We start from the raw sequence: 25,227 nt of genomic DNA, 5'->3' as shown, positions 1-25,227 counted from the left end.
TACAATAGGTACAACTATCATGAACATATTGTACCACATGAAAGTGTTTATTCTAATTTATCCGAAAAGTTTATTATTATAGATTCTAATGAGTATCTATTGAATTTGTTATACCGATTGGGTACGGATACTCTCTCTCCTCACAAAGACTAATCAAATTAAGTGATTATCATAGACCTATCGTTTATAATAAGGGTAGATTATACAACAAGAAATGGAGGAAGAATAATATGATTAGTCAACGATTAGCAGATGCACTTAACAAACAATTGAACAACGAATTCGATGCCGCTCACGCCTATATGGCAATGGCCGCTTATTGTGAACACAATAATTACAGTGGCTTTGCCAATTATTATCTCCAACAGGCAGAAGAAGAACGTTTTCACGCTATGAAAATCTATAATTATTTGAATGACCGTGGCATTCAAGCTAAATTTTCTGCCACATCTGAACCTAAAATCGATTTCAATTCTATTTTAGATACATTTGAATCTGGCTTGCTCCAAGAAAAAGCAGTGACGAAAAACTTCTATGAGCTTACTGATCTTGCTTGGGAAGAAAAAGAACATGCGACGATTTCATTTTTAAGATGGTTCTTGGACGAGCAAGTCGAAGAAGAAGCATCCTTTGATACACATATCGAGTATTTAAAACGTATTGGTGAAGATAAGAATGCATTATTCATTTATGAAAAAGAGCTTGGCCAACGTCAATTCTCTCCTGAAACTGGAGAATAAGGTATAAAGAAAACCACCCTAATGGGTGGTTTTCTTTATATATTGAATTTATGATTGTGACATAATCACCAGCGAAGGCGACTACTGGGGTAGCCAAAGCGATAAGACTGCCAATAGTTTTCTAGCCGGCTTTTCGCGAGAGGCATCCCCGAGCGGCTTTAGTAGGATTCTTTAGTTCAACTTATAGATTTAAAAAATAAGCTGCGACCTCTTGCCAATTGTTGAGGCGAGTATAGCCCGTTATATCACGATTATGCGGTGCTGTAAACAGTATGCCCTGTCCCGAAAATGTGTCTAAATGGCTCGGTGTATCATCAATTAAATAATCTGCATGAATAATACTTTTATCTCCACAAAAAACGAATTTCTTGTCATCCAAAAAACTGAAATGCTGTTTCAACCATTGATACTTTGGAGCTAGAGATGCTGGAAATTCCATTGCCGCCGTGACAATATAAATTTCATAGTAAGAACTTAACTTTTGGATTACATTTTGACTGTCCTTGATTACTTTTAAATCTAGAAAAAATGAGTCATTTGCTAAATAGGAATCTACCGTGTCTGCAAATCTAGCGTCCAACTCTACTAATAATTTCCCCTGTAAATCTTCAGTTGTATAATTCTCATCGAATTCCTTATTGAATAGCTCCAAACAGCTTGTACTGAAATGGGTAATTACTTCATCCATATCAATTGCAATTCGCTTCATTTTACAATCACCTTTTTCTTTTCTTCAAAAAATAAGTACACCAATCGATCCTACAATACCTACTATCCAATGAGCTTTGCCATATAGTATTCATTCTCATATTTTCCATTTACGAATAAGGAATCTTTTTTAATACCTTCAATTACAAAACCATTCTTCTGATACAATGCAATCCCTGCTGAATTACTTTCCATCACAGTCAGTTCCAAACGGTGAAGTTGATGATTTTTTGCCCATGCATTGAGTTGTTTAAATAGTTGGCTTCCTATTCCCTGTCCTCGATGCTCAGCAGTAATACCTATCACAAGGTAAGCGGAATGTTTTGCCCTATTTGCATCTCCTGCCACTACAATTAAATAGCCAACTAATTTCTCCTGTCGCTCCGCTACCAAAATAGTTGATGCATCTTGAAATGATTCAATCTTTTTACGGAATTGTTCTCCAGATATTTTTCTTTCACCCGCTTCAAATAACATGAAGTCTGAAGTCTTTTCTACTTCCTCAATGAGTTGTACCAAATTCTCCGAATCACTTGGTGTTATTTCTCTTATTTTCATCATACCATCCTCCAGTAGCATTACTTTTTATGGGACATAAAAAATAAGTTGCCGAAACAACTCATTTTTCTCTTTACCGTGCAATGACGAACACGCCGCCGCAATGGGAAAGCGGATAAAATTCGCATGTACACTCATTTTTTAGCGCTGCTGTCATTTCAGCAGCAACAAAATAAAATTCATCGTCATCCCAATAAGCTAGACTAGCGTCTCTACATAATTGAAGTGCTACACGTGTTTGAAAAGCGATATCACCGATGAATATTTTTCCACCCTCTGAAAGTAAAGGCAGCAAATTTGTGATAAATGTTAATTTATCTTCATCTGTTAAATGATGTAAAGTATATGTGCTAATAATGGCATCATACTGATTGACTACGATGTTTTCCGGTAAACCGTTTGAAATATCCCACTCTAGTAAATTCGCCATCGGCATTTTAGCCTGCGCAATTGCAATCATCTTCGCCGAAAAATCTAAGCCATCTAACTCATGACCATGATCATATAATTTACTTGCTAAAACAGCTGTCCCAAACCCTATATCCAAAACCTTTGACTGCTTCTGTTGCATGACTTCATTGAAAATGGTATTTATGATTTTCTTGTAACCAGCAAACGGATATAAATCATTATTCTCACTGACCTGCACCGTTTGATCATAATCATTGGCCCATAAATCGAATCCTTGCTTACTTAACATAAAAAATGCTCCCCCTATTATTCGGACGAGCTATCGACCATGTCGATTAGTCGCCGATTGTTTCTCCTAAGATATTGCGACAAACAGTTAAAGTAACCTTTTTCATAATAAACTCCACCTTTCATTGTGATTAAATATTACCATAATTAGGATAAAAATCAAGGCACCATATTCCCTGCAGCCTTATAAATGTCATACCATTCTTTTCTCGTTAGTTTAATGTTTGCGCCTGCGCATGCGTCTTTTAAGCGCTGGGGATTCGTTGTTCCCAACACGACTTGGATGTTGGCCGGATGACGGGTAATCCAAGCTGTCGCAATGGCTGTATTCGTTACATTGTAATGAGCAGCAATATCGTCAATTACTTTATTCAACTCTGCATACTTCTCTAAATCACCGAGAAACGGGCCTTCAAAGAAGCCACTTTGGAATGGTGACCATGCTTGTAGCTGAATATCATGTAAACGGCAATATTCGAGTACACTACTATCGCGATTAATGGCTTGATCGGTATTCATGTTCAATGCAATGCCCGCGTCAATCATCGGCGTATGAGCGATGCTGAATTGAACCTGGTTGACGACTAATTTATGTGGCGTATATTTTTGCAATAGCTCAATCTGCGCTGGATTATGATTGGACACACCAAAATTTTTTACCTTTCCACTACTATGTAAGGCCTCAAATGCTTCCGCAACCTCTTCAGGCTCCATCAATGGATCAGGACGATGCAACAATAGTAGATCCAAGTAATCCGTTTGTAACCGCTTTAAGATACCATCGACTGAGTCAAGGATATGCCCTTTAGAAAAATCAAAGTAGTTTTCCTGGCCTTTAATACCACATTTACTTTGTATAATCATTTTCTCACGGATCCTCGAATTCATTTGAATAGCTTCAGCAAATAATTCTTCACTGCGACCTTGCCCGTAAATATCGGCATGATCAAAGAAGTTAATTCCCTCATCAAGTGCTGTTCGGATTAGTTGCTCAATTTCTGGTAATGACAGCTGTGGCAAGCGCATATTGCCCATAATGATATTCGAGACATTTAGATCAGTATGTTTAATTTGGTTGTATTTCATGAAAAGCTCCCCCTTTAATTGTGAACAATACTATTAGAATACCTTATAATAGCAATGAAGGGACAATTAAAAGGTTTGAAAATTAAAATAACCATATTTGGAGGTGTATCATATGACATCAGTTGCTTTACTTAGAGGCATTAACCTGGGGAAGAAAAACAAAGTAGATATGATATCTTTAAGATCTCTCTTCGAACAAATGACCTATAAAAATGTTCGTACATATATTCAAACGGGCAATGTTCTTTTTGATGGGACATCCTATGACATTCAACACATCGAAACAAACTTACGGGTTACATACGGGTTTGATATTCCTGTTGTTGTACGAACGATGCAGGAGCTACTGGAGATTCAGCGACACCCTATTTTTTCAAAGGAACAAGTATACGTTATGTTTCTAGGAAAGGACATTTCTGATGAACAACAAGCTTTGCTAGATGAGTTAGTCGATGATGAATTTGTCGTTATCAATAAGAAGAATATCATTATTGCTTTATCGAAAAGCTACCATCAAACAAAATACACAAATACCTTTTTCGAAAAGAAGTTAGCTATGCATTCAACCGCGCGTAATCAAAATACGGTGAATAAGATTCTGACTAAAATGTAATATTCGTTTCGGGGATGTTTTGACAACGGCTCATATACTCGTCAAGCGATTAAGGCACCCAGAAAGTAAAGATATTGCAACATTGGCCGACTTGCTACCGTTAAACTTGATGCAACAGGGAATTCAAACTCCCTGTTGCATCAAGTTAGTTTACATCTTCTACTTCTGTTAATCTTCCGAGGTCTGTTGAACCAAAAAGGAGCAGTAATAGAAATACGATTAAAATAACCGTATTGAGAAATTTCATACCATCAAAACCTGTTGTTTCACCTGTCACGCCCCGTTCCCCTCTCTTTATTCATTCGCTTTGTAAATCCTTCAATAATTTCATCTATCGTTAGATCACCATTTTTCGCAAGAAAATCTGTCATTTCATCTACTTTTTGACCATTCATTTTCTTAAATTCACCTAACAAGGACACAGCAATAACAGGCCTATCCCTAAATAATTGGACAGAGTCTACTTTCAATTTACCAAGTAAAAGAAGGGATGCGGCAACAATTTCAATATCCTTTCCCTTCAAGAGATCATTTAGCGTGTATGTTGAATGCTTATTGCGATTAGAATTATTGGAATACACGCATAAACACATCCTTTTCGGGATTTCATATCGACTATTACTTTATTATATGTTGACAACATAGGCTAGGTGCGACAGGCTACTCAATTTACATTTGCAAATGATTTCACTTTATAGTAGTATGCAAGTAGTTACTTACATACATTAAAAGGATGTGATCATCCATTGCAGACACAATCGACTTCAGATCGAATTATTGATGCTACAATCGAGCTTACTAGTAAAAAAGGATATAAAGCCGCGACTACGAAAGCCATTGCTGAATTGGCTGGGGTCAATGAGGTAACCATTTTCCGTCACTTTGGTAACAAACGAGGGATCTTGAAGGCTGTTATCCAGCGATTTTCATATGGTCCGTTATTGCAAAAAATTATCAAAGAAAAAGTCATTTGGGATTTAGAAACAGACCTCTATAACTTTTCAAAGGAATACCAGGATTATTTAATGTCGATAAAAGATTTTGTATTAATCGGTTTTAAAGAGGCTAATGCATTCCCAGAAATCGATGAAGAAATCGCAAATATACCTTTATTCATAAAAAAGGAACTAATCGACTATCTTTGTGAAATGAAAAAAAGGGGTAAGTTAGCAGAAGTGAATGTCGAGGCGACGGTCATGTCTTTAATCGCTTTAAATTTTGGATTTTTCATTTCCCGCGCCCGTTTAGGTTTAAATGTTACGCAGCTATCAACAGAAGCATTGTTGACGACCAGTATTGGTATTTTTTCTAGGGGTCTAGCTCCCTAGAAAAAATTTTATTATAGATGCAAGTGTGTACTTACTTACATTTAAAATGGAGGGGTCATAATGATGAATGGATTAAAAGCTTTATTTCAAGTACGGGAAACGTATATAGGAATTGCTGCGGCAATTGCTTTTCAGCTTATTTTCTTCAGTGTATGGATGACAGCCTATGATGGTGTCAATGATCGTGTCAAGAACTTATCGATTGGAGTGGTGAATGAGGATGATGGAATGGGGCAAGAAATTGCTTTGCAAATTCAACAGCAGGCGCCATTTGCATTCAAAACGTATACATCCATCGAACAAGCACAATCTGCTATGAACGAACGAAAAATTGAAATGATTATTCAAATTCCAGCATCACTAACGGAATCGATTCAAACAGGTTCCGAAACTAATATCATCTATTGGATTAACCAGTCGAATGCTAGTCTTACAAAAACAATGATGGAAACGACCGCGTTTCATCTTCATGAGCAAGTGAATCGAGGCTTCTACCCTTTACAAAAAAATGAAGCAGCATCTGTATTTACACAGCAATTGCAACAACTACCTATGCAAACAGAACTAGCAGATGCAATAGGTGAAGCAGTGGTACTGACACTCCATTCTATCCAAGATCAACCGATTGGATCGGCTGTTCGGAAAACAAATGATGTGGATGGATTTGCGGCTAATTTAGTTCCACTTATGGTCATCATTTCATCCTTTGTTGGCGCGATGGTGATGGTTATGCAGCATGAAGCGGCCGCTAGTTTAATACACGAGCGTGTTTCGAAGTGGCAATTGTTTTTTGCTAGACAAATCATTAATATCGGGGTCGCCTTTTTACTCCCCCTCTTAACTACGGGCTTGATGGGTATTTTTAATATTTCAAGTCAGGAACATTTTCTCACGATTTATACCTTTCAAGCCATCTTGTTTTGGTCTTTCTTATCGTTAGCACAAGTATTTGTACTGGCGTTTGGAAATCTCGGCATGATATTTAATATTTTGGCACTCTCTCTACAACTTGTTACTTCTGGGGTACTTGTCCCCACAGCGCTGCTTTCTGATGGGTATGCAAAGGTCGCTTCATGGTTGCCTGCAACTTATGGAGCGGATGGCTATTACACGATTATTTTTGGTGGCAGTGCTTCTAGTATTACTAATAATCTGCAATCCCTTGCGATTATCATTGCTGTGAGTTTGATCATTTCATTCGGAACAGTCGCTCTTAAACGTGATAAAAAAGTATCGATTATGCAGGACTCTTCAGAAAGTAAAATAATCCCCCGACCAATTCGTTGATCGAGGGATTAGGACTTATTGTTGTAAATAGCGTCTTGCTCCGGAGTAATTTGTTTTGTATATGCCGATATCGATGGGAATGATTTCAACTTTCCGACTGGAATTCGGCGCGTGAAGCATTTTACCATCTCCAATGTACATGCCAACATGATACACTTTTCCTTTACCTCCATTGTATGCAAAAAACATCAGGTCTCCTGACTGCAGATTATTTTTGGCGACTGGTGTACCATGCGTTGCTTGCACAAAGGAATCACGAGGGATAATGATGCCATGATTTTTATACACGGAATGGATAATTCCAGAGCAGTCGAAGCCAAAGCCAGATGTCCCCGCCCATAGATACGGTAAACCAAGAAACTTCTTCGCACTGTTGACGATATCTTGTTGCGATGGTTTTGGAACGGCTGCATAGTTTTCGAACGTTTTAGCATCCTGTTTACGTAAATATTTTACACCGTTGGCTGGCGTTTGAACGTGTAGCCAATCCTTCTCTTCTTTTAGTACTGGCAAAATCGTCGTATAGCTGATATCCATAAAACTATATTTATCGGATAGCTTCGGCTCGTTGTATAGCTTGGCAACAGCTGCATCGACAATAGCGATTGGGCAATCTTCATAATTCGGATAGACTTCGGTAATATGTGATTTAGGAACCCATCCTGGATAGCCGGATTTGTTGTGCGGTACGTATTGGTCTTTGACAGCAATTTGGTACCAATTGCCGCTACTTTTTAAGATTGTAACTTCCTGACCATATAAAGCTTGTGTATCAATTTTGCCAACTAGCCATAATTTCTGATTGACACTCAAACTTTTCGCCCATTCCCCGACATCTGTTGGGCTTGTTAATGAAGGACGATCGACTACACGATTTTTATCAGGTTGTTTCCAAAGCGTTGTCACTTGCACATTAACGATATGTGTTTTTGCATTGTTCGGCTTGTAACAAGTTTTGACCTGTTGAAGGTCTGGGTTAAGAATGCGCGCCAAGAAGACAGCAAAATTCGTTTTTGTTATGAATGCTGTTGGCTGATATGTATTATCTGCATAGCCTGTTGTAATGTTATTGGCAAATAAGGTTTTGATAGCATCAGATGCCCAGTAGGTTTCCGGTACATCACGAAAAGCGTAATCAGATGTTCCTTCCAAATTGAATGCATTGACAAGGATTGCTGCCATTTGCCCTCTCGTCAATGGGTTATTCGGCATGAACTCGCCGTTTGCATTGCCACTCATAATACCTTCATCAGCTATTGTTGCAATGATGTTATAGTCTTCGCCCTCAGGGGTAACGTCATTGAAATTGGGTGCTGGTCGATCCTCCGTTTCAAGCCCAAGTGCCTGAATCATCATGGCGGATGCTTCCAAACGAGTGATTTCTTTATTGACGTTGAAATCACTTGTCGGATCAGCTGTGATAATCCCCTGTATAGCTAAATAATCTAGTTCGGCTTTTGCCGAAAAGTTGTCACCTACATCTTTGAATAATGGTGCAGCAGATGCACTGCTAATTGTGGTAAATACAACGAAAATGGCTAGTAAATTTGCTAGTAATTTTTTGGTCATGCGTTTACTCCTTTGCTGTTCGATTATCTATCTACTGTATAGGAGAATGAAGATTCTGTATAGTTGTATTTTTCATTGTATGTGTTTGACGCTTTGTTGCGCACATCCAGACATTTATCGACAAAAAAGCTTGAAACATCTACCCTAGGAGTAGTCCCATCGTTTCAAGCTTAGCCACGTTCTTTTTGTTAGTTTTGGATCAATAGCTCAAGGAAATCTTCCGAGACATATGTTTTCATCCCCTTGAGTTCAGGTGCTACTTCAAATTGACGAAGACTTTTATTATAACCATACATTTTTTCACCACGCGTAATTGTGAATGAACTGTTTTGGAGTGTAACGAGTGCACCATTAGTCTTTGGTTGAGATAGAACATTGTAACCAAGGTGCTCAGCTACTTTACGAAGTGGAATCATTTTAACGCCGTTTTTCATATAATGATCATTGGCGATAATTTCTTCCACACCAGTCGTTACGTCAGGTTTTTCTTCTAGTTCTGGTGTTACCTCAGGTGCTTCTTCACTTATATCATCCAAGGCAATCACTTTAGTTGGCGGTGTTTGTGGTGGTAAACTCATTGTCGTAATTGAGTAAAAGACCATCAATTCTTTGCCTTGTAAATCTTTCATTTCGATTGCTTCACCCTGTTGATTAAATAGTGGTGTTTCTTCACCAATGTTCAATTTTAATTCGCCGTCGAGGCTAAGGTAATTTTTATCGAATTGACCAATTTTGACTGATCCAAAATCTTTTTCATCTTTAACGATGACGATTTCAGGCGTCACTGTTGCTGGATAAATCATGATCATTGGTTTGTTTTTATCATAGTAAGCTTCTACTATTGCACCTTTTTTCAAGTCTGCTAGTTTCAATTGATTTGTTGTTGTGCTATTGAATAGAAGAGATTCATCATTGATACGTAAAATCATAATCAGTTTATCTTCATTTTCAATCGTTAGTCTAATGCCATCTGTTTCTTTTTCAATTTCTTGAATAACACCCGTAGCTTTCATGTAATTTGTTGTATTTTGTACTTCTTCCTGCTCTTTGTCCGTTATAGCTGGCGTACTATCCTCCTGTGCAAGTGCTGAATAGCCACCTAGTGTGCTACCTGCTAGTAATGCCGCTAATGCAATTGTACTCATTTTTTTCATGTTATTTCTCTCCTCACTTTTTGTTACTAATCGATTTGACGGGGTATAGAGGAAGAAGTTACACTTTTTTTGTATTTTATTTTTTCTTTGTCGAATTGGTCATTTTTTTGACAAACAAATAGATCTACCATGAATGGCAGATCTGTTTGTTGTAACCTTCAGACAGAGGTCAATTGAATGGCGTTTCACTGAATGCCTTAATTCAAATAATGCTAAAAAAACCTTCTATTTTTCGTCCAATAAAATAGATGCTAAAATAGCTATCGCTTTGTCGATTTCTTCGTTTGTTACTGTTAATGGCGGTAACAAACGAATGACGTGTGTGCCTGCTTGCACTAGCAACAAGCCCGCCGCTTCCGCTTGTTGAATAATAGGTGCAACCTCATCTTGGCATACAATCCCGAGTAATAAACCTTCACCACGAATTGCAAATTGATCTTGCGGTAATGTAGCTTGTAGCTTATCTATTAAGTAGTCAGATGTACGCTGCACCTGTTGTAGAAATTCATCTTCAAAAACGATGTTAATAACAGCTTGCGCTACTGCTACTGCGAGTGGATTACCACCGAATGTTGTCCCGTGCGTGCCAGGTCCGAATGACTCAGCAAGTGCTTTCGTTCCTAGCATAGCCCCAATCGGGAAGCCCCCGCCTAACCCTTTAGCAAGGGTGATGATATCGGGTTGGAGATTTGTCTGCTCGTAAGCATAACGCGTTCCTGTTCGGCTAATCCCCGTCTGCACTTCATCGATAATCAATAAAATTCCTTTTTCCTGACAAATATCCGTTATCGCCTGTGCAACATCTGGATCGAGCTGATTCACACCGCCCTCTCCTTGAATAGCTTCTAGCATAATTGCCGCTACATCTTCGTCGATTGCTGCTTCAAGCTGCTGTTTGTCATTGTATGGAATCGTTCGGAACGTTTCTAATAATGGACCGAATCCTTGACGAACCTTGTCTTGCCCCGTTGCCGACATCGCACCAAACGTCCGGCCATGAAATGATTGTTCGAATGTAATGATGATATTTTTCTTTGTATGCCTACGGGCTAATTTAATAGCCGCCTCATTAGCCTCGGCACCACTGTTACAAAAGAAAGCCTGACCAAATGGTGTATCTGTTACAAGTGCCGCGGCCAGCTGTTCTTGCTCCGGACTGGCAAATAAATTTGAAATATGCCATAGTTTTTCGCTTTGTTGTTTGAGAGCCTCAACGATAGCGGGATGCGCATGACCGAGACTAACTACTGCGATGCCACTTGTGAAATCGAGATACTCTTTTCCTTGATCATCCGTAACGATTGTTCCCTGCCCATTGACAATGTGAACAGGACGTCGTGCGTAATTTTGAAATAATGTACTCAAGCGAAAACCCCCTCGGATTTAATAGCCGTTCCTTCCAATTGCTGACCGACAATTTGTACCGTAGGAATACCCGCCCCTAAACTATCTAATGCAGCTTTTACTTTCGGTAACATGCCTCCGTAAATTTCACCTGTACCAATCCATTGTGCAATTTTAAAAGGTGTCACAACCCGTTGGACTTCCTCTTTTATTTTAATACCGGGCGTATCCGTGACAAGAAGTAGGCTATCTGCTTTAATCGCAAGTGCGACCTCACTAGCAACCGTATCCGCATTAATATTCAACGGCTCTCCATCATCAGTTGCTCCAATACAGGCAATCACAGGAACAAGGCCTGCTACGAGAAACGTTTCCAGTAATTCTGCGCGGACATGCTCGATATGACCGACCGAACCGTACAGCTCTTCATCTAATAACGTACAGGTCAGCAAATTGCCATCATAGCCACTAAGACCAATTGCATCGATGCCTCCCTTATTCAATTGATGAACAAGCGCTGGATTTACTTGACCAACTAATGTGGACTGTACAATACCTACAGCTTCTTTCGAAGTTACCCGAATCCCACTCACGACAGTCGAAGTGACACCATTTTTAGCGAGTTGTTGATTGATAGCAATCCCTCCGCCATGCACAATGATTAGATCATTGCCTGCGTCTTGTAACTGTTTAAACTTGGAGAAAAAGCTATCATCTAAGCCTTCCAGCATACTTCCACCTAATTTGATCACCATACGCTTACGAGCGATAGGTTGCGTTGATTTGAACGTAGTCATATGTTAAGTCACACCCCCATGCGATTCCTTGGCCATTGCCTTGATGCAATTCGACCGTAAATTTCACTTCTGGTTGTTTTAAATAAACGAGTAATTGCTGCTCTGAAAATATGATTGGCTCGCCATTTTCAACGACCGTAGTTGTACCTATTTTAATCGTAATAGCATTCGGGTCCAATATTGCTCCGCTATAACCGACCGCTGCGATAATGCGTCCCCAGTTCGCATCACAACCAAAGACGGCTGTTTTGACAAGTGGTGAACCGACCACAGATTTAGCAATCATACGCGCTTCATCATCTGTAATTGCACCGATGACTTCTACTTCAATTAGCTTCGTCGCGCCTTCCCCGTCTTTAGCAATCATTTTCGCCAAATCTTGAGAAACAGCATGCAATGTTTTCACAAATAGCGACCAATCTGGGTGAGCTGGTGTCAATGAGTCATTTCCAGCCATGCCATTCGCCATGACGACAACCATATCGTTAGTCGACGTATCACCATCAACCGTAATAGAGTTAAACGTTTTGTCCGTCACTAGCTTCAATGCTTCTTGCAAGTAGACGGATTCAATATTCGCATCTGTTGTGATGAAGCCAAGCATTGTAGCCATATTCGGAGCAATCATACCCGAGCCTTTTGCTGTTCCAGCCATAATGATTTCTTTACCATCAATGATTGCGCTATATGCTGTATTTTTTGTCACTGTATCTGTCGTCAATATCGCTTGCGAAAAAAGAATAGAGCCTTCCAACTCACTGATTGGTTTTATTTTGTGAATACCTTTGACAATAGGCTCCATGTGCATAATTTCACCAATAACACCCGTTGACGCGACACCGACTAATTCTGGTGCAATGCCTAGCTTTTCAGCCGTCGTTTGTTGCATAAGCAATGCATCCTTCATGCCTTGCTGCCCCGTACATGCGTTGGCATTTCCAGAGTTCACAATAATTGCCTGCATCTTTCCAACCTGCTGAACAACTTCTTTTGTCACTAATAGCGGGGCTGCCTTTATCGCATTTGTTGTAAAGACTCCTGCTACACTCGCTGGCACTTCACTAATGAGCAATGCTAAATCATTCTTCTTATATTTAATGCCGCAGTGAATGCCAGCCGCTTTAAATCCGATAGGTGAAACGATATTTTTACGCGAAATACGCTTCACGGTTGGACAAGTCGTTGTCATAGTGTTTCCCCTTCCTTATATAAAATCAAATGCGCCTTGGCTTTTTTAGCCAACAAGGAAGGATTGAACTTCATCCTTCCTTGTTGATTAAATGAATGCTGGGACAAAGGCTAAACCAGTCATTTCTTCAAAATCAAGCTGGACATTCATATTTTGAATCGCTTGCCCTGCTGCGCCTTTTACTAAATTATCGATAACCGAAACGATGGTAGCCCGATTTGTCCGTGGGTCTACTTTAACGTGCAGGTCACAATAATTGGAGCCATATACTTGATTGGTCCCAAATTTCGTTGTTTCTTGTAAGACACGTACAAATGGATGATTTTCATAAGTTTGCTGTAAGCAATCGACAAGCTGTGCTTCTGTGACACCTTCTTTAACAGGTGCATAACTCGTTGCCAAAATTCCCCGCGTCATCGGTACAAGATGCGTTGTAAATGTGATAGGTGGTGCTTCTTGTGCAAACAATCCAAATGCCTGTTCAATTTCCGGGATATGTTGATGCTGATGTATTTTATAGATTGCTGTATTTTCATTCGTCTCACTAAAATGCGTCATTTGACTTGGCTGATTGCCCGCGCCGGACACACCACTTTTTGCGTCGATGATTAAACCGCTAGCATCAATCAAATTATTTTTTAACAATGGTAGTAACGACAGTAAGACGGCTGTTGGATAGCAGCCTGGGTTCGCAATTAACTGTGCCTGCTGAATCGCATCACGGTTCCATTCCGTTAATCCATAAACACTTTGTGAAACTGCCTCTTGTGGAGCAGCTTGCTTGCTATACCACTGTTCATATTGTGCTACATCCTTTAATCTGAAATCGCCAGACAAATCAATCAGTTTTGGCCCTTTGCCAATTAACGGCGGAAGAAGCTGACTCGCCACTCCAGCAGGTGCACTTGAAAAAACAACATCGTATTGCATTAATCTCTCCATTTCTATTTTCTGAAGAGGTTGATCGACTATATTCATAAGATGTGAATACTTATGCGAAAACACGGTTCCTTCTTCCGAGGACGTGAATAATTCGATTTGTTCGATTTCAGGGTGATTATGCAGGAGCCGAATGAGCTCAAGTCCCCCATACCCTGAAGCACCAATGATTCCAACTTTCATAACAGCCACCCCTTCATACAAGTTAGACTTATTATATGTATGCATAATTATAAAGTCAACTGTATTTTTACTTATTATAAATATTTCAGTATTGTATGCGTTTACACACCCGAGTACTAGACATTCACAATTTATTCACAGATGTGCTATAATTTGATTAGCATCTGGTACTATTAATAGGTATCAGCTATTTATGTAGGAGGTTATTATGGACGATTTATTGAAACTAAAAGGTAAAAACATAGTTGTCATGGGTGTTGCGAATGAACGAAGCCTTGCGTGGGGAGTTGCAAAATCTCTATTTTCAGTCGGTGCAAATGTCATCTTTACATATCGTAAGGAGCGTTCACTAGTAAAATTGGAGAAATTATTAAGTACGAATGGGTACGAAGCTAAGCTCGTTGTACAATGTGATGTCAACGAAGATAACAGCATCCATGAAGCTTTCGGCAAAATCGGTACGGAAGTTGGTACGATTCACGGGGTTGTCCATTCACTTGCATTTGCGCATGCGGAGGATTTGAAAAACGACTTTGTCCAAACGACAAGAAGCGGGTACGCATTTGCACAGGATACAAGTTCTTATTCACTCATCGCGACTGCCAGAGAAGCCCGTCCATTCATGACAGATGGTGGATCTATCGTGACAATGAGTTACCTCGGTGCACAGCGTGTGCTGGATGGTTATAATGTGATGGGTGTTGCAAAAGCAGCACTAGAAGCATCTGTAAGATATTTGGCGTTCGATTTAGGGAAAGAAAATATCCGTGTCAATGCTATTTCTGCCGGAGCCATTCGCACACTGTCTGCCAAAGGGATTGCTTCCTTCAATACGATTTTGACTCAAATTGAAGAACAAGCTCCATTAAGACGCAACGTAACACAAGAAGAAGTGGCAGATATGACGCTTGTTACACTGAGTAATCTATCTCGTGGTGTAACCGGCGAAATTATTTACGTCGACGCAGGCTATAATATTATGGGATAATCCAACTTGGAGAGGACAATTATTGTCCTTTCCAAGTTTTTTATTCCATTACATATTGGAGTTCTAACATGTTATAATCGAATAAAAGAGGGAGAGGAGGAAACAATATGGAAAATACATTAAACTTGATTCTTCAGGAATTGAAGGGTGTTAATGGGCGATTGGATTCTTTGGAACAAGGACAGAAAGCTTTGGAACAAGGACAGAAAGCTTTAGAACAAAGGATGGCTTCTGTTGAGAATAGAATGACAAGTCTTGAACAAGGCCAACAAGAAATACGCAAGGATCTTGCCGAATTAAAAGAAAGTCACCTTGAATTGCCGAGTGGTCTAATCGACAACTTCGGTATATTCAATAAAAGTATTGAAGAACTTATACAAGACCGTACCTATACACTGAACAAACGACTTTATGATGTTGAATCAGACATTCAAAAAATTATGCGACTCCAGAAAATCGTTTAACTTGCCCCTATTCCCTGCCCCAAAGAAGCGTTATGTCACAAATGGAATATCCATTTATGACATAACGCTTCTTTACTTTTGATTAATCCAACTAGGTAGCTCCTTTCTCATCGTTCTTACTTCCGTGTAACTAATTTACCAGCGACTTTGCAATTTTACCGGCGAGTCCGCGAAATTTATTAGCGAGTCACCCACTTTACCAACCAAAAAGCCAGCCACCTATTTCAACGTCCCCGTATTCAATAAATTAAAATCCACAGTTACTTCATACGCGACTGATTTAATAATTTGCTCCGTCAGCTCCTCAGTCCATTTGCCATCATAATACATTCTAAAATACTCACTAAAACCAATTGGATCAATCTCTAGTTCCCTCATTTTCTCTATTAGCTCCTCCACATCTTTCTTTATCCGCTGACTAATTTCTGTTTCCAACCTCTTATACTCCTTCTCTTTCCCTAAATCTTTATTTCCTTTGTATTCATATAATGCACCTTGTAACCTGAGCTCAATCGACAATTGTGGAGAGGCAACTTGGCGATTGCTTTTTATGTTCACCTTATTTTCAATCAATTCAATATGCACTTGTTCTTTTTCACCATCTTCATGAATGGTGATGGCTAGCGGTGACAACTTATCCAACCCTTTCAAAGCCTGCATAAGCGAGGACTCTCTTCTAGATATGGTATCAATCATTTTCCCCGTATCAAACAAAGCCACTCTTGCAATTTCTACGGAGTCCTCTTTTAATTCCAAATAAGGCACTGTCGAATAAAATATCGGACTTGTCTCTGTATATTGAAAGTCGTGCATCGTTGTAAAAGGACTAAATGATGTATGAAGCTTAGGTTGCAGTAAATCATTTAAATAAGAATCCGTATTCGGCTTGTCTAGAAAACTTGCACGTAACACATCTTCTGCGCGTTCCTTCACGATTGCCAAACGAACATTGTTGCCCACTGTCGAATTCCGATAGAAATGCTCAATGACTTCCGCAACGTGACCATTTCTTGCAAATTCTTCGCTAAACAATAGTGTCCTCAGCTGATTTAAAATAACCATCTTGTCGGCTTGCGCGGAAACTTTTACAAGTCCCTCTTGTATTAACTGTGTATCAACTGAATAGGTTTGTGTATTTTCCTGTGATTCAGTGGAGGGATATGGCAATGATACCGTCATTCTCATTTCTTCCTCATCGCTCATATCAAATGCGATACTACTAGCCATCGCCAAATCTTCCACAGATCTCTGCTTCCCTTGTTCCGAACAGCCAACTAACAGGAGGAGGAAGATAGGTAAAATTCTTTTCATTTCACACCTTCTTTTGCTGGCTTCACTAAATGAATGATACATAAAAATAGTGGCCAAATGATAAATGCATAGTTTATATAAAACACACGCTCATAAATCATCTTTTGTACTTCTTTTGGAAATGGGATGTTAATAAAGAGGAAAATAACCGTAGCAACGATATATAAATGACTCTTTTTTTCTGCCATACGAATCGAGTCGATGCCCCTCTTTACTACCCATAAATAAGCAGTAGTCGTTGTTAAAATAAAGAAAACCCACAGCGAAATGGCTAAAACGTCCACCCGTTCGAGAAAAGAAAGCTTAACCGCGTTAAACAAATACAACACAGGATATAATACATTTTCCAGTTGCCATATTGAAAAATACATGACACTAGTAAGAACAGTCACGAGATAGAGAATGGCGCATATCCAAATGCCTAATGAGGCTTGTTTAAATGCGCGTTGTTGATGAATAATATACGGAAAATAAAACAGTATTAATTCAAACCCTGACATCGAAATAAACCCTTTTTTAGTCGCTGTGAACAATTCCTGAGCTGTGAAATTAAAAAGAGGTAATGCATGCCGAATATCTCCGTCAGTCATCCCCCATTTCAAGAAATAGATAATCCACGTCACGAGGAAAAAACTCATAATACAATAACGGGCAATTGATTTGATGCCTCCACTCGTTATATAGACCAAGACTAGGAAAAATAGAAATAGCGGCCAGGTTGTCGTTCGATCCGGTAAAGCAACGACTTGTATGAGATCCAAATAACCTTCGCAAATAGCTGCTATCAGGACAATTAGATAGCCCAGCAAAAAAAGATTGAGACCCTTCCCTACCCATCGACCGAATAACTTTTCATGGATAGCAAATAAATCATGCTCTTTATATTTCGATACAAGCCATATCATCGGCAATACTAGCAAGTTTGCAATCAGTGCAAATAAGAGCGGGAACCACCACTGACTATAGCCTGCGGGACTGAGTAAATTTGGCAGCGTTAATAAGGTGCTACCAATCATCACATTTTGCACAAGAAAAACAACATGATAACCATTCAATACTTTTGTATGGTTTTGTTCCATAATCTACTTCTCTCCTTTTGTAGGAGGTACGGCTCTTGAAACATCCTTTGTATTTTTCAGAAAAGAAGTCGGGAGCCTGACAACACTATCAAGCAAATCCGACCATTTTCTTGGAATCATAGGTGTCATATAAGGTGTGCCTAAAGAAGTTAAACTCAATAAATGCTGCATGAGCCATGCAAAAGCAATCATTTGGCCATAAAGACCAAATATCCCTGCTGATATGATAAAGAGATAGCGAATGACACGACTTGAATTACTCATTGTAAAACTCGGTGGTAAAAAAGACAGTAAAGCTGAAATCGCCACTAACACAATCAGTGTATTGCTGACAAGTCCCGCTTCAACAGCCGCCGTTCCAATAACGATACCGCCAACAATACCAATCGTTTGCCCAATCTTTGTTGGCATTCGCGAGCCCGCTTCTCGTAATACTTCAATAACAAGTTCCATAAAAAGGACTTCAATGACCGGAGGAAAAGGAACCCGGCTGCGAGACTCCTGCAGGTTTATCAACACTTCAAATGGTAAGATTTCTGGATGAAAGGATAATGCCGATATATAAAAAGGCGTAAGCATAATCGTCAAAAAGAAGCCGAAAAAGCGCAGACATCGCAATAATGTAGCCGTCGTCCAGCGATTATAATCATCTTCTGGGGATAGAAAAAACTCCAAAAACGTGCTTGGACAAATTAATACACCTTGACTATTATCCATCATAATAATAATTCGTCCATCCAATAAAGCAGATGTGACAGCATCCGGCCGTTCCGTCATATGATATTGCGTAAATGGTGAGAATTGGTGTTCCTCCATTAACTGGCTTACAATTGAAATATCATTAACCCCTGGCCAATCAATGCCATCGATTTTTGTAAAAACACGACTCAAGTTCTCCTGATTAACTATTGTTTCTATATATACGACTGTCAATTTAGTATTTGTTTCTGTTCCGACAATGTAGTTCTTACTTTTCAAATTCGGATTTCGAATTCGCCTTTTAATGAGCGATAGATTTGTCTGCAACGATTCAGTCAATGCATCCCGGGGTCCACTAACTGTCGATTCTGTATCTGACTCAGCAATTGTTCTCGCTGGCGGACTATATGTATTTACTGTGAAATAAAGGTCTTTTTTATGAAAATACAATAGGGTATTTCCTTCTGTAATGGCAGACAACACTTCAGTAAGGGTCTCTTGTTCAATAATTTTTGCAGTTTGAGTAATCTCTTCCCTACCATTGAATAAAGGAATAATAACCTTTTCATGGAACGTCAAGTTATCGATAAGCGAACTAAAGTAAATAATCGTTACCTTTTCTTCAGGCGTTTCGATTTCTTTATGGACAACATCGCCGATTCCTTCTAATTTCTTCTGCAATGTAGTAATTAGAATATTTTCCGTCTTGTTTTCCTGCCAAAATCCTATACCGTTCACCTTCTTTATCCTTATATCTGTTGTATAATTATTTCCTAAACCACAGTGATTTATACATATTGATTACTTCTAGATTGATAGGGAACTATTTGCATAATAAATTCCTACCAATCCACTTTTTCGTTATATACTAGACTGAAGGACTTGAGGTGAAGTAGATGAAACGACAACCGATTTATGTGGAAGTTCCAATTAACGCGGAGATTGAAGAAATATGGGATGCATCGCAAAAACCGGATATGCATGAACAATGGGATCTTCGATTCTCTTCTATTACCTATCTACCTAAAATAGATGGAGAACCACAAAAATTCGTCTATACAAGAGCATTCGGACCTTTTCTACAAGTAGAAGGTTGGGGGCAAAGTATTGGATCATTCCATAAAGCAGACGGCACACGCTCGTCTTCTCTGCATTTTGGAACAGATCAATGGATTTCTCCTATTCGAGAAGGTCGAGGATATTGGAAATATGAACCACAAGATAATCATGTGAAATTTCTCACACAATATGATTATGATGTGAATTTCGGCAAAGTCGCTGAAATTGTGGATAAAATCATTTTTCGTCCACTTATTGGCTGGGCAACTGCGCTTAGTTTTGATGTTCTGAAAAGATGGTTGGAACAAGGAGAAGTACCACGCTCCCAGTACATGCGATTTTTTTCTACCTATTTAATAACACTGTTATTTGCCTTCATTTGGCTGTATCAAGGGCTTGTCCCCAAAATCATCGGTATGCATCCTGAAGAGCGTGCGATGACGGGAAGTGCCTTGTCATTATCAGAAAACGGGGCTACGACAGCCGTACTGTTTATCGGAATTGTCGAGGTTTTATTTGGGATTGCCTGGCTGTTATATCGTCGTAAGCGACATTTATTCATGTTGCAGCTCATTCTCTTCCCACTACTAACAATTGTGTCAATCGCTGCTGTTCCAGCAATAGCAATCCATCCGTTCAATCCAATAACATTCAATTTGTCGCTCATCGTTCTATCGATTATTGGACTGCTCATCAGCAAAGATGTTCCATCGTCGACAAGCTGCAAACGAAAAAGGTAGGTGATTTTATGTCGATTTATAAAAAAATAATGGGAAGCAATTTCGACCGCCTACACCCTATGCTTCAAAAAAGATACGATTTATCGGAGGGGACTGTCTTCAAAGCCTCAGGTATCATGAAGGATATTAAAGGCGGCCCGAGATGGCTCTACCCAATTTTCCGGGCAGGCATTCGATGGAAGTTGCTGTTCCCTGAACAAGGGAAGGACATTCCATTTACGATTAGAAATCATGCATTTATGAGCGATATGGGCAAAAGTCAGGTGCACTGGGAACGAATTTTTCATTTTGGCAATAAAAAACGCTATTTCAACGCATTAATGAGTCTTGATGAAAAACAATCGATTATTCAGGATTACCTTGGAGAGCCACATCTTTTGTACGCTGATTTAGCACTTCATGTCACTAACAATGGCAGTTTGACCATTCAATCGTTAAGACAGCGATTAGTTCTTGGAAAGGTTGAAATTCCATTGCCTAAGCTTTTTCAAGGGCTTGCGACAGTAATCGAAAGATATGATGATGACCAAGAGCTTTATCAGATCCATGTCACGGTTCGAAATCCTTTGATTGGTAGAGTATTTTCCTATGAAGGGACGTTTTCCGCTGATGAAGATACGTAATTTTGCTATTGTTCATGTCCTATTATTTTTAACAGTTGCCATGCTTAGTGAAAATCCATGGCCCTTTCTAATGCTGACAGTTGCACAGCTTGTCTATGTACCAATTGCTTTACGACTTATTTGGATAAAGTTCGATTGGTTTGCTAAAAGGTATTGGTATTTTGCCATTCCAGCTTATACAGCAGTTGCGCTACTGCAAATAACGCCTGCTTCAAAGTGGGATATTCTACTAGCTGCAGTGTATTTATTGTTTACAATTGTCATTGCACTGTATGGATTATCACGCTTTTTCAACAGAGGTTTTTCAAATATAGAAGAATTTTCGATTGATGCAGGGCTCATCTATGTAGCACTTGGTGGAGCTTGGTTCTTCGCCTACATAACTGGTATTAATACAGGCTTTAGTCCGCTCATCACTTGGTTAACAGGAATCCATTTTCATTACTCAGCATTTTTGTTACCGATTTTCATGGGATTTGCAGGCAGGCTCTATAAACCTCGATTATATGGGGCTGTCTGTTCCATCATTCTTGCGTCACCAATGATTGTGGCGATTGGAATTACGTTTTCTCGATGGATTGAACTGCTGTCCGTTATTTTATACATAATAGGTCTCGGTGGGTTAATTTTTATAGCTTGGAAAACTCCTTTCACCAATACCTTGCAAAAATGGATGGTCCGAATGTCCTTTGGTGCACTTGGCGTGACAATCATTTTCTCACTACTATATGCGCTTGGGAATGGCTTCGGTTTAACTGCTGTCGATATTGATTTCATGCTTCGTTTTCATGGCGTATTGAACTGTCTAGTATTTGCACTATGTGGAATTGTCGGCTGGTCGTTGTCCACTCCTACCACATCTTTTGACGGCCCTACTTTTCCCGTTAGTCATATTCGCGGGAAATGGATGATTGGAGAACAAATTTTGGATAATAAAGTCGATACAAATCACTCGGGACTTGTTGACGACATGGATGTCTATCAGTGTGTGACCATATCGCCCGGCATTATTCATTTCTATGAAAACACGACTGATTATCGGTTATTCACAACTGTGAAATGGCGTACTTGGTTTAAACCAGTTGCCTTTCTTTACGCATTGATAAGTCGTCAAACACAGCAGATCAATTTGCCTGTTCACAATCGACAAGTTGAAATGACTGGAGATGTGCTCGCACTTCGAGATGGCGTCGACGGAAGGAAAAATGTTAGAGCTTGGGTACGTAAAATCGATAAAAACACTGCATTTGTCGCATTATACGCAGAACATACGCATGCCGGTCGGACCTACATGAATATTGCCCTACCACTTCCCTTTTCAACAATGACCGGCATTTTGGAATTACATCAAGTCGGAAATGAATTACAGTTAACGAGTAAGAAAATCAGCTCACCCAATTCAGACGCAGGCATCTATTTATCATGGAAAGCGAATCACTTATTTAAATTACCGATAGAAGAAAATTTCATGGTCCGTGAAATGGCTGATGGAACATTGCTTGCACGTCATAGCATGTGGTTGTTTTCACTACCCTTTCTAACAATTGAGTATTTGATTCATCACAAAGAGAGGCCTGCCTGATACTTGCTGTTGCCAAATAGCAGTGTTATACTTAGGAAACGTCTTAATTGAGCGAGTGATGGATATGATTGCTGGAAATCTAACATATAATTTTGAACGGCCAAAACCTTTGACAGGATTCTGTCAAAGGTTTTTGTTTCCCCTGGGAAACATATTAAAGGAGGGTGTTTGATATGAAAAAAGAGGATTACACAAATGCTTCCATTATCGCGGTTTGGATCAGTTTAATAAGTAATATCCTTTTAACCATTCTTAAATTGATCGTCGGAGCTCTCTTTCATAGTCCAGTTCTACTTGCAGATGGTTTTCACAATGCCGGTGACGTCATTGCCAGTGGAGCCGCCCTAACCTCAATGCGTATTTCCAAGCGCCCCGCTGATGAAGACCATCCTTATGGTCATGGAAAAGCGGAAGTCATTGGTTCCGCCATTGTAGCCATTATTTTAGGATTAGCCGCTATTTACATTGCATATGAAGCAGTTTCAGCATTGTTTGAGGAACCAGCGAAAGCAAGCTTCCTAGCATTACTCACTGCTTTCATCTCACTTGTCTGGAAACAGGCCTTGTATGTCTATACCATTCGCCTTGGTAAATTAGCGAATAGTAAAGGACTCATCGCGACGGCATACGACCATCTCGCCGATGTCTATGCTTCCCTCGCAGCCGTTTTAGGCATCGGGCTTGCCCTCATTGGGGATATATATGATCTTCACTACCTCTCGTACGGCGATCCAGTTGCTGGTATCATCGTGTCAGTATTAGTTATCAAACTTGCCCATGAAATGGGTAAGGAAGCCATGGACATTCTAATGGAGAAAAATATTAGCCAACAAAGATTGGATGAGTTGGCTGCATTAATCCATACCATTCCCGAAGTCAAACGGATTGATAGACTACGTGCTCGTGAACACGGACACTATATTCTCGTCGATTTGCGTATAGGTATCCCCGCTGAATTAACCATCCAGCAAGGACATGATGTGTCTCGGACAATTCGAGATACGATTATGGCACATCATGAAGATGTCGATGAAGTATTGATTCACTTAAATCCTTGGTATGATGAATCGAAATAAGGGACTATCGAGAAAAGCGGTTTTTACTGGTCTTCTCGATAGTCTTTTCATATTCTATTGAAAAATGCATATAAAAAATCAGCAAGTCTGTTAAAATGGAGTCGATACAAGAACTAAGGATGGTTATAGGGCAAATAGTGAAACTTCAAGGATAAGAAGATCAATTACGCCTCGGCGTAATTGTGTCTGGATTTTGAATTGCGCTTGCGCAATTGACTCCTTTCAAAATCCGTGACATCCGCCGGAGGCTTTATCTTTGTTCAGCAGGAGTTTGAACACCCACTGAACAGTAAACAAAACCGCATTCATCTCGCCACCTGTGGAGGTGGGAGTTTTCTGCTGAAAGAAGATAAACTAAACAGAAAGAGGGCATAAACTATGTACAAACATTCGATGAAATTATTCTTAGCGAGCACAGCATTCGCTATGGTAGTAACTTCAGTATCCACACCAATCCAAGCAGAAGCAGCAACCAAAACATTCAAAGACGTCTCAAACGAAAATGCTTATTACAAAGAGATTTCTGAAATAGCTTCTAAAGGCATCATTCGCGGCTACGAAGATGGTACATTCAAACCTAACGAACTTATCACACGTAATCATGCAGCAGCTCTTCTAGTACGATCTTTCAAACCCGAAGGAAACCCTAAACAACAATTCACAGATGTAAGCTCTAAGAACGCATACTATGAAGACTTAGCCCTCGCAGTAGCGAATGGATGGTTAGAAGCTCCTAACGGAAAAGTACGACCGAATGACACGATTACACGCGGCGAAATGGCTATCGCCCTAACTCGAGCAGCTAAACTAACGAGCGGGACAGACCACGGCCTTAAGGATGTCTCAGCCAAATACGAACATGCTGTAAAAATCCTAGCTAAATCCAATATCACAACTGGCTATGAAGATAAAACCTTCCGCGAAAATCAAGGTCTAACTCGCGCTCACTACGCTGTCTTCATGTACCGCTCTATGAATTACAAAGAAGAGGAGAAAGATATAGGCACTCTATACACCAACTCATATATTGGAAAGTATGGACCAACAAAAGTACCAACGCCCGTCGGTGTTACTTTTGAAATACAAAGTTCTGAATATAACGAGCTTAAATCTTTAATACCTAAAGGGGGATATAGCTCGAAATTAACAATAGATGATGCAAAAGGATATGAATCTATTCTAAATAAATACCAGAGTATTACAGGTTCAACGAAAGAAGAACTATCTACTAAAATAGATGAAACAGCTAAAATAGGTAGAACAGTTTACTTTGTTGGAGGCAATGGAAAGAAATATTTTGTTATATTTCAATTTACAGGCGGATCAGTAATACTCGGTGAAGATCATCGTTGAGTGAAATAACAAAAGCGCTGGAGGCTAGACGCGAAATCTCTACGTCATAACTTATACAC

Annotated in this window: 26 protein-coding genes; 11 read left to right on the top strand and 15 right to left on the bottom strand. The window is 39.6% G+C overall.

The window, feature by feature from the left end:
* Nucleotides 1–230 precede the first annotated feature (230 nt).
* Nucleotides 231–740, top strand: coding sequence for a ferritin (locus tag N1I80_RS06285; RefSeq protein ID WP_340737046.1), 510 nt, complete (start codon nt 231–233; stop codon nt 738–740).
* Between the two features lie 181 nt (nt 741–921).
* Here the strand turns inward: N1I80_RS06285 and N1I80_RS06280 are convergent, their stop codons facing one another.
* From N1I80_RS06280 to N1I80_RS06265, 4 genes are all read right to left on the bottom strand, one after another.
* A complete protein-coding gene (locus N1I80_RS06280) occupies nt 922–1,449 on the bottom strand; it encodes a 5' nucleotidase, NT5C type (RefSeq protein ID WP_340737045.1) in 528 nt (175 codons plus the stop codon).
* Nucleotides 1,450–1,511: 62 nt separating this feature from the next.
* Entirely contained in the window at nt 1,512–2,006 is a 495-nt protein-coding gene (locus N1I80_RS06275) for a GNAT family N-acetyltransferase (RefSeq protein WP_340737044.1), read from the bottom strand.
* 73 nt (nt 2,007–2,079) lie between these two features.
* Nucleotides 2,080–2,706, bottom strand: a complete 627-nt coding sequence (locus N1I80_RS06270; RefSeq protein WP_340737043.1) for a class I SAM-dependent methyltransferase — start codon at nt 2,704–2,706, stop codon at nt 2,080–2,082.
* A gap of 158 nt (nt 2,707–2,864) precedes the next feature.
* Nucleotides 2,865–3,791, bottom strand: a complete 927-nt coding sequence (locus tag N1I80_RS06265; protein ID WP_340737042.1) for an aldo/keto reductase — start codon at nt 3,789–3,791, stop codon at nt 2,865–2,867.
* 112 nt (nt 3,792–3,903) lie between these two features.
* On the opposite strand from N1I80_RS06265, the gene N1I80_RS06260 reads away from it, so the two are divergent.
* Entirely contained in the window at nt 3,904–4,404 is a 501-nt protein-coding gene (locus tag N1I80_RS06260) for a DUF1697 domain-containing protein (protein ID WP_340737041.1), read from the top strand.
* A 145-nt stretch (nt 4,405–4,549) separates the two neighbouring features.
* Here N1I80_RS06260 and N1I80_RS06255 read toward each other — a convergent pair whose 3' ends face one another.
* Together N1I80_RS06255 and N1I80_RS06250 are read right to left on the bottom strand one after the other, a co-directional pair.
* Nucleotides 4,550–4,681, bottom strand: a complete 132-nt coding sequence (locus N1I80_RS06255) for a hypothetical protein (protein ID WP_340737040.1) — start codon at nt 4,679–4,681, stop codon at nt 4,550–4,552.
* Nucleotides 4,671–4,985 carry a hypothetical protein gene (locus tag N1I80_RS06250; RefSeq protein ID WP_340737039.1) on the bottom strand — a complete coding sequence of 105 codons (315 nt, stop codon included), beginning with the start codon at nt 4,983–4,985 and terminating at the stop codon, nt 4,671–4,673. The genes N1I80_RS06255 and N1I80_RS06250 overlap by 11 nt, the downstream gene beginning before the upstream one ends.
* Nucleotides 4,986–5,150: 165 nt before the next feature.
* Here N1I80_RS06250 and N1I80_RS06245 point away from each other — a divergent pair, with 165 nt between their 5' ends.
* Together N1I80_RS06245 and N1I80_RS06240 are read left to right on the top strand one after the other, a co-directional pair.
* Complete coding sequence (locus N1I80_RS06245) at nt 5,151–5,732, top strand: TetR/AcrR family transcriptional regulator (RefSeq protein WP_340737038.1); 582 nt, start codon at nt 5,151–5,153, stop codon at nt 5,730–5,732.
* 60 nt (nt 5,733–5,792) lie between these two features.
* The gene (locus N1I80_RS06240; RefSeq protein ID WP_340737037.1) at nt 5,793–7,019 is read left to right on the top strand and encodes a YhgE/Pip domain-containing protein; all 1,227 of its coding nucleotides are present in this window, start codon (nt 5,793–5,795) and stop codon (nt 7,017–7,019) included.
* 15 nt (nt 7,020–7,034) lie between these two features.
* Here N1I80_RS06240 and N1I80_RS06235 read toward each other — a convergent pair whose 3' ends face one another.
* From N1I80_RS06235 to argC, 6 genes are all read right to left on the bottom strand, one after another.
* Nucleotides 7,035–8,588, bottom strand: coding sequence for an NlpC/P60 family protein (locus tag N1I80_RS06235; RefSeq protein ID WP_340737036.1), 1,554 nt, complete (start codon nt 8,586–8,588; stop codon nt 7,035–7,037).
* A gap of 188 nt (nt 8,589–8,776) precedes the next feature.
* The gene (locus N1I80_RS06230) at nt 8,777–9,742 is read right to left on the bottom strand and encodes a stalk domain-containing protein (RefSeq protein ID WP_340737035.1); all 966 of its coding nucleotides are present in this window, start codon (nt 9,740–9,742) and stop codon (nt 8,777–8,779) included.
* Nucleotides 9,743–9,967: 225 nt separating this feature from the next.
* A complete protein-coding gene (locus N1I80_RS06225) occupies nt 9,968–11,107 on the bottom strand; it encodes an acetylornithine transaminase (RefSeq protein ID WP_340737034.1) in 1,140 nt (379 codons plus the stop codon).
* Complete coding sequence (argB, locus tag N1I80_RS06220) at nt 11,104–11,883, bottom strand: acetylglutamate kinase (RefSeq protein ID WP_340737033.1); 780 nt, start codon at nt 11,881–11,883, stop codon at nt 11,104–11,106. Before argB ends, N1I80_RS06225 begins: the two co-directional genes overlap by 4 nt.
* A complete protein-coding gene (gene argJ / locus N1I80_RS06215; RefSeq protein WP_340737032.1) occupies nt 11,846–13,072 on the bottom strand; it encodes a bifunctional ornithine acetyltransferase/N-acetylglutamate synthase in 1,227 nt (408 codons plus the stop codon). The genes argB and argJ overlap by 38 nt, the downstream gene beginning before the upstream one ends.
* A gap of 87 nt (nt 13,073–13,159) precedes the next feature.
* Nucleotides 13,160–14,194, bottom strand: coding sequence for an N-acetyl-gamma-glutamyl-phosphate reductase (argC, locus tag N1I80_RS06210; protein ID WP_340737031.1), 1,035 nt, complete (start codon nt 14,192–14,194; stop codon nt 13,160–13,162).
* A gap of 208 nt (nt 14,195–14,402) precedes the next feature.
* Here argC and N1I80_RS06205 point away from each other — a divergent pair, with 208 nt between their 5' ends.
* Nucleotides 14,403–15,182, top strand: coding sequence for an SDR family oxidoreductase (locus N1I80_RS06205; RefSeq protein WP_340737030.1), 780 nt, complete (start codon nt 14,403–14,405; stop codon nt 15,180–15,182).
* A gap of 107 nt (nt 15,183–15,289) precedes the next feature.
* Nucleotides 15,290–15,646, top strand: a complete 357-nt coding sequence (locus N1I80_RS06200) for a hypothetical protein (RefSeq protein ID WP_340737029.1) — start codon at nt 15,290–15,292, stop codon at nt 15,644–15,646.
* Between the two features lie 219 nt (nt 15,647–15,865).
* Here N1I80_RS06200 and N1I80_RS06195 read toward each other — a convergent pair whose 3' ends face one another.
* Genes N1I80_RS06195 through N1I80_RS06185 form a run of 3 tightly spaced genes read right to left on the bottom strand, consistent with a single transcriptional unit; the run spans nt 15,866 to nt 19,473 of the window.
* Nucleotides 15,866–16,957, bottom strand: a complete 1,092-nt coding sequence (locus tag N1I80_RS06195) for a Ger(x)C family spore germination protein (RefSeq protein WP_340737028.1) — start codon at nt 16,955–16,957, stop codon at nt 15,866–15,868.
* Nucleotides 16,954–18,036: a GerAB/ArcD/ProY family transporter gene (locus N1I80_RS06190; RefSeq protein ID WP_340737027.1), complete on the bottom strand. Its 1,083-nt coding sequence runs from the start codon at nt 18,034–18,036 to the stop codon at nt 16,954–16,956. Before N1I80_RS06190 ends, N1I80_RS06195 begins: the two co-directional genes overlap by 4 nt.
* 3 nt (nt 18,037–18,039) lie before the next feature.
* Nucleotides 18,040–19,473: a spore germination protein gene (locus N1I80_RS06185; RefSeq protein WP_340737026.1), complete on the bottom strand. Its 1,434-nt coding sequence runs from the start codon at nt 19,471–19,473 to the stop codon at nt 18,040–18,042.
* 158 nt (nt 19,474–19,631) lie between these two features.
* Between N1I80_RS06185 and N1I80_RS06180 the strand changes: the two genes are divergently transcribed.
* The 5 genes from N1I80_RS06180 (at nt 19,632) to N1I80_RS06160 (ending at nt 25,168) form a co-directional block, all read left to right on the top strand.
* The gene (locus N1I80_RS06180; protein WP_340737025.1) at nt 19,632–20,534 is read left to right on the top strand and encodes a DoxX-like family protein; all 903 of its coding nucleotides are present in this window, start codon (nt 19,632–19,634) and stop codon (nt 20,532–20,534) included.
* 8 nt (nt 20,535–20,542) lie between these two features.
* Complete coding sequence (locus N1I80_RS06175; protein ID WP_340737024.1) at nt 20,543–21,157, top strand: DUF4166 domain-containing protein; 615 nt, start codon at nt 20,543–20,545, stop codon at nt 21,155–21,157.
* Nucleotides 21,144–22,739 carry a YndJ family protein gene (locus N1I80_RS06170; RefSeq protein WP_340737023.1) on the top strand — a complete coding sequence of 532 codons (1,596 nt, stop codon included), beginning with the start codon at nt 21,144–21,146 and terminating at the stop codon, nt 22,737–22,739. The genes N1I80_RS06175 and N1I80_RS06170 overlap by 14 nt, the downstream gene beginning before the upstream one ends.
* A gap of 173 nt (nt 22,740–22,912) precedes the next feature.
* Nucleotides 22,913–23,815 (top strand): cation diffusion facilitator family transporter, encoded by a 903-nt coding sequence (locus tag N1I80_RS06165; protein ID WP_340737022.1) that lies wholly within the window; start codon nt 22,913–22,915, stop codon nt 23,813–23,815.
* A gap of 378 nt (nt 23,816–24,193) precedes the next feature.
* Nucleotides 24,194–25,168: an S-layer homology domain-containing protein gene (locus tag N1I80_RS06160; RefSeq protein ID WP_340737021.1), complete on the top strand. Its 975-nt coding sequence runs from the start codon at nt 24,194–24,196 to the stop codon at nt 25,166–25,168.
* Nucleotides 25,169–25,227 lie beyond the last annotated feature (59 nt).

Source organism: Sporosarcina sp. FSL K6-3457, assembly GCF_038007285.1.
Lineage (GTDB): Bacteria > Bacillota > Bacilli > Bacillales_A > Planococcaceae > Sporosarcina.
This window is presented reverse-complemented; position numbering and strand designations above follow the sequence as displayed.